Here is a 12,650-nt window from a genome sequence, read left to right as displayed (position 1 = left end):
ACGGCCGGGCGATCTGCGACCGTCGGCCACAGGAATACGCCTGGCGAGGGACCGGATGTCTCTCGCGCGGCGGGCAGCGCTTCGGGCAGCGCGACAGGTGGCGCGACCTAACGAAGCTTCGTCGACGTCCGCTCCATCCGCGCCTTCAGGCTCTCGAGCTTGGCCGCGTACAGGCGGCGCTGCGGCTGGGTGACGCTGTACTCCTCGGCCTTGGCGAGTTCCTCGCGCACCACGTCCCACTTGCCCAGGCCGACGTTGGCCAGCGCCATCCAGAAATGGAACTCGTGGTAGTAGGCGGAGCGCGCGATCTCCTTGGCGAAGAGGTCGCGGGCCTGGGCGTACTCGCCGGCCTTCATCGCGGCGACGCCGAGGTCGAAGAACTTGAACGGCGGATAGGGCTGGATCTGCGCGAGCCGGGTCTCGAGCTGCTCCGCCTCGGCGAGCTGGCCTTGCAGGCGCAGCGCCTGCGCCAGGTTGGCCATCGCCTGCACGTTGGCCGGCTCGCGGGCCAGCACCGCGCGGAAGGCGCGCTCGGCCAGCGCCGTGTCGCCATGGCGGCGGTAGATCACGCCCAGCGTGTTCAGCGCCGCCAGCAGCCGCGGCTCGTGCAGCCAGGCGGCCCGCGCGTACCAGTAGGCGCGGTCGAGCTGGGCCTGCGCCATCAGCTCCGCGGCGCGGTTGTTGAAGTACATCGCGACGATGGTGCGCTCCTCCAGCGGCATGGCGCGCTGGCGCGCGATCTGCGCGCCGGGCAGGAAGTCCACCACCAGCGAGGGCTCGTCGTTGCCGATCACGCGGAAGTCCGACTTGCGCCGGCCCAGCGCGATGTTGACGTGGCCCGAGACGACCTGCAGGTCGCCGACGCGGCTCCACTGCTCCTCGTCGTAGATCTGCCGGAACATGATGGGCATGCCGGCCTCGCGGGCGAAGACCGCCGTCATCATCGCCAGCGACAGGCAGTTGCCGGCCTTGGCGTCGAAGGCCTCGGCGGCGGTGCGCGTCGTCTCGGCGTCGTACTCGAGCTGCAGCTCGCCGCGGGTGTAGAGCGCATCCAGCAACATGTGGCGCATGTCGCGGGTCTCCGTCATCAGCGTGCCGCTGCCGGCGTTGGGCAACCGGGCGCGCAGGAACTCGCGCATCTTGGGCGACATCGCCATCACCTGCGCCGGATCGATCACGTCGCGCGATGGCGGGAACAGCTCGTCATGGATCAGCGGCGCGGTGTCGACCCGGGCCGCCGTCGATTCGTCGCCCACCGACGCGCAGCCGGTCAAGGTCGAGGTCAGCGCCAGGGCCGCCATCAGCGCCAGGCCGGCGCGCCGCGGCGCGCCCAGCAGCGTCGCCCGCCACCCCGGCGCGCGCGTCGGATGCACCGGATGCGCTGGATGCGCCGCTCCCCGGGAGATCCCGGATGCTGCGGGGTGGACCTCGTGGATCGCGTGGCTCGTTCCCATGACCGTCTCCGACGCGGCCTCTGACAGGGCCGCTGGCGACCATGCTAGTCCTGCCGCGCCGCGCGCGCACCTCCGTGCGACGAAGACGGGGATATGCGGCGTGAACGAGGCCCTCAGCGGCGCTCGACCACGAAGACCGTCACGCTGCGCGCCGGCACGCGGAAGGCGCCGCGCGCATCGGCCGAGGCCTCGCGGCGGATCCGCGCGTCGGCGGCGCCGGCGGCGCGCTGCACCGGATGCAGCCGCCATGGGAACCCCGACTCGGCAGCGATCGTCAGCGCCGCCGGCGCCGCGGTGGCATTGACCACGTACAGCACCCGGTCGAAGACCGCGTCCGCGCGCCCCGCGCCGTCCAGTCGCCCGACGATCACGCCCGGCTGCTGCGCCGGCCCGGTGTTGTGGAAGACCAGCCGCCGCGCGATCTCGCTCGGCTCGTTCAGCCGGAACAGCGGGGTGCTGGCGCGCAGGCGCAACTGGTCGAGGAACACGCGGCGCGTCCAGTCGATCACCGCCGGCCCCGGCTTGATCGCGGGATCGGCCAGCAGCGGACGCAGCAGCGCGAAGTCCGCGCCGTTGTCCCGCGTGGGCGGCAGGCCGGCGCCGAAGCCGTTGTCCCGGCCGGTCCAGTCGAGCCGGTTGAACCAGTCCCCCGAGTCGTAGCTGTTGCGGTCCATCGACTTGGACCGCAGCAACTCCCCGCCGGCATGGAAATACGCGATCCCCTGGCTCAGCGCGTTGATGCCCAGGGCGACGGCCTGGGTGCGGGCGCGATCGTCGGCGCTGGTGGCGCGCGGCAGCTTCAGCACCAGGGCGTCGAACAGCGTCTGGTTGTCGTGGTTCTCGACGTAGTTGACGACCTCGGCCGGCACCGACGCATAACCGGCCGGCTGGTCGCCGTAGGGCAGGCGCTCGCCGGTCACCTGCCGGCCGTCGGCGGTCGCCAGCGGGAAGCCGCGCAGCGTGCCCGCCATCGCCAGCTTCAGCAGGTCGCCCTGGCGCAGCAGTTCCTCGCGGCGTGCGGCGTCGTCGGCGGACGCGGGCACGACGAAGCCAGGCCGGCGCATCGAGGTCGCCGCGTCGTCGCCCGCCGCGCCGCCGCGCACCGCGTCGCGGCCGCGGTCGCTGAAGGTGCCGATGCCGGTGCCGTTCAGCGACAACTGCGAGGCCTGCACGAAGCGCGCGCCGTTGGCGACCTCGCCGAAGTTCCAGCCCTCGCCGATCAGCTGCACCTCCCGGCCGAGCTCGCGCTTGAGCCGCGCCTGCAGGCGCTCCATCACGGCGCGCGGCTGATGGCCCATCAGGTCGAAGCGGAAGGACGCGATCTTGTACTCCCGCGCCCACAGCAGCACCGAGTCGATGAGCAGCTTGCCCATCATCCGGTGCTCGGTGGCGGTGTTGTCGCAGCAGGTCGAGCGCTCGACGCGCCCCCGCGCGTCCAGCCGCTGGTAGTAGCCGGGGACGATGCGGTCCAGCACCGAATGCGGCTGCTGCCCCGCGGCCGTCGTGTGGTTGTAGACGACGTCCATGCCCACCCGCAGGCCGGCCGTATGCAGGCCCATCACCATCGCGCGCAGCTCGCGCACGCGGACCTCGCCGTCGTTCGCGTCGCTGGCGAAGCTGCCCTCCGGCGCGCTGTAGTGGTAGGGGTCGTAGCCCCAGTTGAAGCAGTCGGCATCGGCGACCGCCATGACGGCGGCCTGCTGCGCATCGCTGTCGGGCGCGGCCGCCGGCACGCGCGGGACCACGCAGCCGCGCTCGGGCACGGTGGCCAGGTCGAAGACCGGCAGCAGGTGCACGTCGGTCAGGCCGGCGCGGCTCAGCGCGCGCAGATGGCGCATGCCGGCCGAGTCGCTCCGCGTGAACGCGAGGTACTTGCCGCGCTGCGCCGCGGGGACGGTCGGGTCGTCGCGAGAGAAGTCGCGCACATGCAGCTCGTAGACGACCATGTCGGTCGTCGCTTTCACCCGGTCGGGGATGCGGCTGGCCGCCCAGCCACGCGGCTGCAGCCGGGGCTCGGACAGGTCGGCGACATAGGCGCGCGCCGAGTCGGCCGAGAGGCTGACCGCATAGGGATCGGTCACCAGGTTGCGGACCCGGCCGACGCCGGGCACGAAGACCTCGACGAGGTAGCGGTAGTACGCGCCGCTGCGCACGCCGGTCCGGGCGGCGGACCAGATGCCGGTCAGCTCGTCGCGCGTCATCGGCAGGCGGGCGCGGGCGGCGCTGTCGGGGCCGTCGTGGAGGCACAGCTCGACGCGATCGGCGGTCGGCGCCCACAGCTTGAAGCTGGCGCCGGCCGGCGTCAGCGAGACACCGAGCGCGCGCTCCTCCTCCGCGGCGGCATGGAGCACGTCGAGCGCCCGGGCCGTCTGCGCCGGGCTCCAGCGCAGCACGCGGCCCTGGTCGTCCTCCACGGTGATCAGCGTCTGGCCGCGATGCAGCGCGCGCCGGTCGACGGCGGGATCGATGGTGAAGTCCAGGCCCGCGCCCAGGTAGGCGCCCTGCGCGGCGATCTCGGCGCCTGGCGCGTCCTTCGCCAGTTCGAGGGCGCCGCTGAGATCGCTGCCAGCGAGGCTCCCATCGACCACATCGAGCGCGCCTGCGGCCGAATGATGAAAGCGCACGACCTGCCCCGCGCCCAGCGCGAGCCCCGGCCAACGCAGCCGGCGGTCATCGAGCCAGACCGGCTGCGGCGCGTCCGTCGTCGCCTTGAGCGCGGGCGCTTGCGCGCGCAGCAGGGTCACCGGCCCGGCATCGCAGGCGGCGAGCGCCGAACCCGGCGCCGCGTCGGGAGATCCCATCGAAGACGCCCAAGCAGGAAGCGTCGCCAGGCCGCTCAGCATCACCGCCGCCGCACGCGACCGGAGACCGGACCGAAAACCGGGCCGGAGACGGAACCAGGGACGGCGCCAGGACAGGCACGGGGTCGGACGAACGCCCATCGGATCTCCATCGAACTGTTGTTTTTTGATCCGAGGCCATCCCGAGGGCTGGCAGCGGGTTCGGTTTTGGATGGTAGCAAAACTACATATCAGGAGGATCAGGACTTCCCATCACTACTCAATCCTTCTATGCTGCGCCGCGGCGGTATTCAAAGAACTCACAACCGCCTCATCGAGATTTGTACTTTTGCTACAAACCCAAAGATCAGGAGACCGCGAGATGACGCCTCGCCCCCTCGCCTTCGCCGCCGCCCTGGCGACGCTGGCCTTGCTCACGGCGACAGGCGCCGGCGCCGCGCCCGCCGCGCCGGTGGACCTGTCGCCGGTGCCGGAGCGGCTGGGCCGCAGCGCGTTGCCGGAGGGCTGGCAGCACGGGCCGTTCATCGAGATCTTCGTGCGGGGCTTCCAGGACAGCGACGGCGATGGCATCGGTGACCTGCGCGGCGTGACGCAGCGCTTGGACTACCTGAAGGACCTGGGGGTCAAGGGCCTGTGGCTGATGCCGATCACCGCCAGCGCCGACCACGACCACGGCTACGCCACGACGGACTACCGCGCGATCGAGCCGCAGTACGGCACGCTGGCCGACTTCGACGAGCTGATCCGCGAGGCCCACCGGCGCGGCATCGGCGTGGTCATGGACTACGTGATCAACCACGGCGCGCGGGAGCATCCGCTGTTCCAGGCCGCGGCCGCCGATCCGGCCAGTCCGTGGCGCGACTGGTTCGTGTGGAGCCCCCAGCCGCTGGCGGAGCTGGCGGACTGGGACATCTGGGGCCACACGCCGTGGTACCTGCCCGGCGAGCAGGTGCCCGAGCTGCCCGACCCGCCCGAAGGCGCCAGCGCCCCAAAGACGGCCAAGCCCCCCAAGCCGACCTCGACGCCCCTGGCGCCGGCCGGCTCGCCGCGCTACTTCGCGACCTTCGGTCCCGACATGCCCGACTTCAACATGCGCAATCCGGCGGTGGTGAAGTACCACGCGGACAGCCTGCGCTTCTGGCTCAACCGCGGCCTGGACGGCTACCGCCTCGACGCGGTGCCGCACCTGATCGAGAACAACGCCAGGGACTGGAACGACCAGCCGGAGAGCCGCGCGCTCACCGGCGACTTCGCGCGGCTGATCAAGCGCTATCCGCATCGCTTCGTCGTCTGCGAGGCGACGGCCGAGCCCAAGGTCTACACCCGGCCCGAGATCTGCGGTAGCGCCTTCGCCTTCGGGCTGGAGCGCGCGGTGATCGATGCGGCCAAGGGCGGCGATGGCGCCGACGAGGCGGTCGCCCGGATCGCGCGTTTCTTCACCGAGTCACCGCTGTCGATGGCGACGATGCTGAGCAACCACGACATCTTCGCGGGCCGTCGCCCCTGGGACCAGTTCCAGGGCGACGAGGCGCGCTACAAGCTCGCCGCCGCCACCTACCTGCTGCTGCCCGGCACGCCCTTCCTCTACTACGGCGAGGAGATCGGCCAGGCCGGTGTCGCGGGCCTGCCGGGCGACGCGCCGCTGCGCGCGCCGATGAGCTGGACCGGCGACGTGCGCGGCTTCAGCTCCGGCGCGCCCTTCCGGCCGGCGGCGCCCAACATCGCCACGCACAACGCGCAGGCGCAGGCGGCCGATCCGGGCTCGCTGCTGAATTTCTACAAGGCGATGCTGGCGCTGCGCAACACGCAACCGGCGCTGGCACGCGGCAGCTACGAAGCGCCGCTGGCGCAGGGCCGCGTGCTGAGCTTCCAGCGTGCGTACCGGGGCGAGCGCGTGCTCGTGGTCATCAACTACGGCCAGGAGGCAGCACAGGTCGCGCTCGCCGGCCTGAGCGCGAAACGCCCGCTGCGCCGACTCCATCCGACCGCCTCCACGCCGGAGCGGCCGCCGATGCCGGCGCCCCGCGTCGACGCCACCGGCCGCTTGACCCTGACCGCGGCACCGCTGTCGGTGCAGGTCTTCCGCCTGCGCTGAAGGACGGGCACGATGATCGCTCCGACCCGTCCCGCGGCGCCGCTTGCCACGTCCCTCGCTTCATTCCTCGCCCCCCTCCTCCCCCTCGCCTTGAGCCTGCTTGCCATGACGCACACTCCCGCCGCCGCCGCGACGGCCGCTTCCGTCTCCCTCCCCGCCACCGTCACGCTCGACCGCGTCGAGCCGCCGAACTGGTGGGTCGGCATGAAGTCCCCCGAGCTGCAGGTGATGCTGCACGGCGCCGGCATCGGCGCGCTGCAGGTCGCGCTCGTGCCGGCGCCCGGCGTGACGCTGGTCGGCACGCGGCGGGGCGACAGCCCCAACTACCTGTTCGTCGACCTGCGCATCGCGCCCACCGCGCAGCCGGGCACGCTGACGCTGCAGCTCCAGCAGGAGGGTCGGACCGTCCTGGAGCACCGCTACCCGCTGCGCGCCCGCGCGCCCGGTTCGGCGCAGCGCGAGAGCTTCGGCCCGAAGGACGCGATCTACCTGGTGGTGCCGGACCGCTTCGCCAACGGCGACCCGCGCAACGACGAGGTGCCCGGCATGGCCGAAGGCCTGCGGCGCGACGATCCGGGCGGCCGCCACGGCGGGGACCTCGCCGGGCTGACCGCGCACCTCGACTACATCGCGGGCATGGGCTTCACGATGCTGTGGCCGACGCCGCTGTCCGAGAACAACAGCCCGAAGTGGAGCTACCACGGTTATGCGGCGACCGACTTCTACAAGGTGGATCCGCGCTTCGGCACCAATGCCGACTTCATGCGCCTGGCGACGGAAGCGAAGCGCCACGGCCTGGGGCTGATCCAGGACATCGTGCTGAACCACATCGGCGTGCACCACTGGTGGATGGCCGACCTGCCGACGGCGGACTGGGTCAACGTCTGGCCCCGCTACACCGAGACGCATCACGCGCGCATGTCGCTGCAGGATCCCTACGCGGCGCCGAGCGACCGCAAGCGCTTCAGCGACGGCTGGTTCACGCCGGACATGCCCGACCTCAACCAGCGCCAGCCGCTGGTGGCGACCTACCTCACGCAGATGAGCCTGTGGTGGATCGAGAGCGCGGGGCTGGCGGGCGTGCGCACCGACACCTACAGCTATTCGGACAAGGACTTCCTGGCCGCCTGGTCGCGCCGCCTGAAGGACGAGTATCCGAAGCTCAACATCGTCGGCGAGGAATGGAGCCCGCATCCCGCGGTGGTGTCGTACTGGCAGGCGGGCAAGCGCAACCACGATGGCTACGTGTCGTCGCTGCCGAGCCTGATGGACTTCCCGATGCAGGAGGCCATCCTGGCCGGCCTGAACCAGGCCGACTCGCACGATGGCGGCTTCACGCGGCTGTACGAGGGCCTGGCGCACGACTTCGTCTATCCGGACCCGGCCAACCTGGTGCTCTTCGAGGGCAACCACGACACGCCGCGCCTGTACAGCATGCTGCACGAGGACCTGGACCTGACGAAGATGGCCTGGGCCTTCCTGAGCGTGGTGCGCCGCATTCCGCAGTTCTATTACGGCACCGAGATCCTGATGACCAGCCCGCGCCACCGCGACGACGGCGCGGCCCGGGCGGATTTCCCCGGCGGCTGGGCCGGCGACGCGGTCAACGCCTTCACCGGCGCGGGCCTGAGCGAGCGCCAGGCCGGCGCGCAGGCCTGGCTGAAGCGGCTGCTGAACTGGCGCAAGTCGGAGCGGCTGGTCCACGAGGGCGCGCTGATGCAGTACGCGCCGCTGAACGAGGCCTATGTGCTGTTCCGCTACGACGCGGCGAAGGGCCTGGGCGGCAAGCGGCTGATGCTGGTGCTGAACAAGGCGCGCGAGGCGCGGGAGCTGGACCTGACGCGCTTCACCGAGATGCTGCGCGGCGGCGAGACCGCCACCGACGTCATGACCGGGCAGAAGGCGACGCTGGGCGCGTCGCTCAGCCTGCCGGCGCGGTCGGTGACGCTGCTGTCGATCGAGTGACCGGGGCCGGGCGCGGCACGCCGCGCCCGATCATCGCCAGCGCGGGTTCAGTCCCGCTCGCTGCACAGCGCGCCGAGCACCAGTCCACCGGCAAGCGCCAGGTAGACGATGCCCAGCCGGCGCGGCGTGAGCCGGGCCTCGAAGCCCGGCGTCAGGCGCCGGGGCACGAGCAGGTAGTCGGTGACCACCGCGGCGCCGGTCAGGATGACCGCATCGGTCGCCGCATTGAGCGGTGTCGGCCGCCGATGCCAGCCGCGCATCAGCGCGTAGATCCCGCCCCAGAACAAGGCCGAGGCCACGTGCGTCGCGACGCCAACGCCGGTATGGCGCAGGTTGCAGGCGTCGGACTCGAGCGCCTCGTCGCCCCAGAGCCAATGGCTGGGCGCGTTGAGGCCCGCCACCGCGCGATGGCCGCCGGCGCGGCTGCCCCAGGCCACGGCCGCGGCGGAGAGCAAGCCGGAAGCGAGTCCGGCGATCAGCGATTCGCGGATGAGATCGGTGGTGCGAAGGCTGCGAGGCGAGAAATGGTGCATGAGGCTCTCCGGCAAGCGGCAGGGACGGGTGTGGCCCTGGGCGGGCAAGGGGGGCTCCCGCGCCGAGCGGCCCTGGCGGCATGCCGGGTGGTCAGAATTGCATCCGGCGCGCGCCCGAACGGGCGCTGCGGGACGTCTTCGAACCGATGCGGCCGCGAGCGTGACCGACGCGCCCATGTGGATGAACCTCATAAGGCGGCTGGGATTCGCCGCGGCGATCGGTGCCGCGTCGGATGCGCTGGCGATCAGCATTGACCGGGATGGCTCCGACCTCTGGATACGTGACGGCGTGCTTGACGACGCGGCCGTCGAGCGGATCGACAACGCCTTGCGCCGCCCCGGTGTCGACGCGATCCATCTGAAGGACCTGCGCGGCGGCCGGCCCATCAGGACCCGGCTCGCCCTGCATGCGGCATTCGTGTTCAGGCGCGTGGAGGTGCATGGCCTCTGCGAGGCGGCCTGCGCCCACCTCGCGCTCACGGCGCGGTCGACCGGCCTTCACCCGCAGGCGACGCTGATCCTTCAGGATCCGCCCGCGTTCATCGACTGGGAAGGCCTGGAGATGACCCGCTTCAAGGACGTCGAGTGGCTGTCCGTCCGGCTGCCCACCGTGCCTCGCGCCGTCATCGAGCGCGTGCTCCTGGCACGCTGGCCGCGCGTGCCGCAGTTGATCCTGCGCCCACGGCGCCCATCCACCGACCTCATCGATGTCAGCTTCTGCGATCCGTCACCGGATCGCTGCCTCCCGCTCGCGCCCATCGGACCCGGCGCCTCTTCGCTGGCGCCGCTGCCCGGGACCTTCCCCGATCGTCGATAGGCGCCTCGCAGGCGCAGAATCCACCGCGACCTCATCGCCCTGGAGCCTGCCCATGCGCCGTGTGCTGCCTGCCCTGCTGTCCTTGCTCGTCGTGCTGGCGCTGTCGCCGGCGTGGTCCGGCGGCGCCCTCGCGGCCGACTACACCGGCCCGCTCTTCGACGCGCACCTCCACTACAACGAGGAAGCCTGGAACGGCCGCGACGGTCCGCATCCGCCGGCCGACGTGCTCGCGCGGATGCAGCGCAACGGCGTGAAGGCCATCCTCTCCAACTCGCGTCCGAACGACGGCACGCGCGCCCTCGCCGGGTTGCCGGAGACCCGCGCCGCCGGCGTGACCGTCGTGCCCTTCATCCGGCTCTATCGCACGCGCGCTGACTACGACAACTGGTTCCGCGATCCCAGCATCTACCGCATGGTCCAGGAGGAACTCGCGCGCGGCACCGCGGCCGGGCCGTATCGCGGCCTCGGCGAGTTCCACCTTTACGACAGCGCCAACGCGCGCGGTCCCGTCGCGCGCCAGTTGATGGCGCTGGCCGAAGAGAAGTCGCTCGTGGTGCTCGCCCATGTGGACGACGAGGCAATCGACCTGCTGATGGCCGCCACGCCGAGCCAGGGACGCGAGCTCCGCCTGATCTGGGCCCACACCGGCATCAACGGCACCCCGATCGAGCGCGTCCAGGCCCTGCTCGCGAAGTACCCGCGGCTGATGGGCGAGCTGTCCTACCGCCCCGGCCTCACCTGCGACGACGGCAAGCTCTGCCCCGACTGGCGCGCGCTGATCGAGCGCCATCCCGATCGCTTCCTGGTCGGCTCCGACACCTGGGTCAACCAGCGCTGGCAGCACTACGACGCCACCATGCAGGGCTACCGCGCCTGGCTCGGCGAGCTGCCCACCGACATCGCCCGGCGCATCGCCTGGGGCAACGCGGCCAGGCTGTTCGGGTTGCCGCCCTGAGCGGCGCTCCAGCGCCCCGGCGCCGCGTCATCGTCGCTTCAGCGCGCCCTCACCGCCCTCGCCTCCCTTGCCGCTCCGTCACACGTAGCAGCTGCAGCCCAGCGCGCCCCAGAACGCCTGCGCCGCCGAGGCATCGCTCGCCGCGCTCGCGACCGCCGTGTGGTCGTGGCCATGCACGCCGCACTGGCTGGCGCAGCCGCACATCGCGGCGTACTGGTAGCGGCGCTCGGCATCGCTCATCGCGGACGTCGACGACTTGCGCGCCTGGTAGCCGCCGTAGCGACGCACCGGGGACCAGTCCGGCATCGCCGGCGGCAAGGGCGGCGCGAGCGACGCGTAAGCGCCGCTGCCATGCACCGGCTTGCCCGCCACCACCGTCAGCACCGAGGTGATGTCCTGGATCTGGTCCTCCGGCACGGTGAGGAAATCGCGGTCCAGCACCGCCAGGTCGCCGAAGGCGCCCGCCTTCAGCACGCCCTTCTTCCCCGTCTCGCGCGAGAACCACGCCCCGTCCGCCGTCATCAACCGCAGCGCGGCGATGCGCTCCAGCCGCCGTTCCTCCGGATAGAGCACCGTGCCGCCGATGGTGCGGCCCGACACCAGCCAGTACAGCGCCTGCCAGGGGTTGTAGCTGTTCACCCGCGTCGCATCGGTGCCCAGCGACACCGGCAGGCCCATCTCCAGCATGCGCTTGACCGGCGGCGTCTCCGCCGTCGCCTTCAGCCCGTAACGGCGGATGAAGTACTCGCCCTGCATGGACATCCGGTTCTGCACCGCGATTCCGCCGCCCAGCTTGCGGATCCGCTCCAGGTTGCGCGGCGTCACCGTCTCGCAGTGGTCGAAGAACCAGCCGAGCTGGTCGATCGGATGATCGCGATGGACCTTCTCGAAGACATCCAGCGCGCGCGACACCGTCTCGTCGTAGGTCGCATGCATGCGCCAGGGCCAGCCATTTCCCGCCAGGAAACGCACCACGCCCTCGAGGTCGCTTTCCATCGCCGCCGGCATCTCGGGCCGCGGCACGAGGAAGTCCTCGAAATCCGCCGCGCTGAAGGCCAGCATCTCGCCCGCGCCATTGAGCTTGTAGAAGTCGCTGCCGTCGCCGGGCCGGCCGGTCTTCGCCCAGCGCTGGAAGTCGGCCAGCTCCTGCTTCGCCTTCTGCGGGAACAGGTTGTAGGCGATGCGCACCGTCAGCCGGCCCTCTTTGGCGAGCCGGTCGATGATCCCGTAGTCATCGGGATAGTTCTGGAAGCCGCCGCCAGCGTCGCCCACCGAGGTCACGCCCAGCCGGTTCTCCTCGCGCATGAAGTGCAGCGTCGAGTTGAGCTGCTGCTCCGGATCGAGCTTGGGCCCGAGGTTCAGCGTGTTGTAGAGGATGAAGGCGTTGGGCTCGGCCAGCAGCAGCCCGGTGGGCTCGCCGCGCGCGTCGCGCTCGATGATCGCGCCCGCGGGCTGCGGCGTGTCCTTGGTGTAGCCGACCGCGCGCAGCGCCGCGCGGTTCAGGAGGGCCATGTTGTAGAGGTTGAGCACGAACACCGGCGTGTCCGGCGCCGCGGCATTGAGCTCCGCCAGCGTCGGCATGCGCTTCTCGTCGAACTGGAATTCGTTCCAGCCGCCGACCACCCGCACCCACTGCGGCGCGGGCGTGCGCGCCGCCTGGTCCTTGAGCATCTGCAGCGCCGCGCCCAGCGAGCGCACGCCGTCCCAGCGCAGCTCCATGTTGAAGTTGAGGCCGCCGCGGATGATGTGCATGTGCGAGTCGGTCAGCCCCGGGATCACGCGGCGCTTCTCCACGTCGACCACCCGGGTCCTGGGGCCGGCGAGCTTGGCGATCTCCGCGTCGCCGCCCACCGCCATCACCACGCCGTCGCGCAGCGCGATCGCGCTCGCCTCGGGCCGCGCCGGGTCCATCGTCGTGATGCGACCGTTGCGCAGGATCAGCTCCGGCGCTCCGCCCGCGGCGGATTGCGCGAGCACCGGCCCGGCCATCACGCTCAGGCCCAGCGCGGCGGCGGCCTCCATGAAGTCGC

General features: G+C 71.5%; 8 protein-coding genes. 4 read left to right on the top strand and 4 right to left on the bottom strand.

The features are described from left to right. Positions 1-107 precede the first annotated feature (107 nt). Together FHT37_RS02195 and FHT37_RS02190 are read right to left on the bottom strand one after the other, a co-directional pair. Positions 108-1,454, bottom strand: a complete 1,347-nt coding sequence (locus FHT37_RS02195) for a tetratricopeptide repeat protein (RefSeq protein WP_255489472.1) — start codon at positions 1,452-1,454, stop codon at positions 108-110. A 113-nt stretch (positions 1,455-1,567) separates the two neighbouring features. Next, a complete protein-coding gene (locus tag FHT37_RS02190) occupies positions 1,568-4,255 on the bottom strand; it encodes an alpha-1,6-glucosidase domain-containing protein (protein WP_255489471.1) in 2,688 nt (895 codons plus the stop codon). Positions 4,256-4,616: 361 nt separating this feature from the next. Here FHT37_RS02190 and FHT37_RS02185 point away from each other — a divergent pair, with 361 nt between their 5' ends. Beyond that, entirely contained in the window at positions 4,617-6,350 is a 1,734-nt protein-coding gene (locus FHT37_RS02185; RefSeq protein WP_255489470.1) for an alpha-amylase family glycosyl hydrolase, read from the top strand. Between the two features lie 105 nt (positions 6,351-6,455). Continuing rightward, on the top strand, positions 6,456-8,315 hold the full coding sequence (locus FHT37_RS02180) for a glycoside hydrolase family 13 protein (RefSeq protein ID WP_183478636.1): 1,860 nt from the start codon (positions 6,456-6,458) through the stop codon (positions 8,313-8,315). A gap of 47 nt (positions 8,316-8,362) precedes the next feature. Here FHT37_RS02180 and FHT37_RS02175 read toward each other — a convergent pair whose 3' ends face one another. Continuing rightward, entirely contained in the window at positions 8,363-8,848 is a 486-nt protein-coding gene (locus FHT37_RS02175; protein ID WP_147242034.1) for a hypothetical protein, read from the bottom strand. A gap of 175 nt (positions 8,849-9,023) precedes the next feature. Between FHT37_RS02175 and FHT37_RS02170 the strand changes: the two genes are divergently transcribed. Continuing rightward, entirely contained in the window at positions 9,024-9,665 is a 642-nt protein-coding gene (locus FHT37_RS02170) for a hypothetical protein (protein ID WP_183478635.1), read from the top strand. Positions 9,666-9,717: 52 nt separating this feature from the next. After that, the gene (locus tag FHT37_RS02165) at positions 9,718-10,620 is read left to right on the top strand and encodes an amidohydrolase family protein (RefSeq protein ID WP_183478634.1); all 903 of its coding nucleotides are present in this window, start codon (positions 9,718-9,720) and stop codon (positions 10,618-10,620) included. Between the two features lie 78 nt (positions 10,621-10,698). Here the strand turns inward: FHT37_RS02165 and FHT37_RS02160 are convergent, their stop codons facing one another. Beyond that, positions 10,699-12,609 (bottom strand): amidohydrolase, encoded by a 1,911-nt coding sequence (locus tag FHT37_RS02160; protein WP_217648430.1) that lies wholly within the window; start codon positions 12,607-12,609, stop codon positions 10,699-10,701. Positions 12,610-12,650 lie beyond the last annotated feature (41 nt).

This window comes from Mitsuaria sp. BK037 (assembly GCF_014193045.1).
GTDB lineage: Bacteria > Pseudomonadota > Gammaproteobacteria > Burkholderiales > Burkholderiaceae_C > Roseateles.
This window is presented reverse-complemented; position numbering and strand designations above follow the sequence as displayed.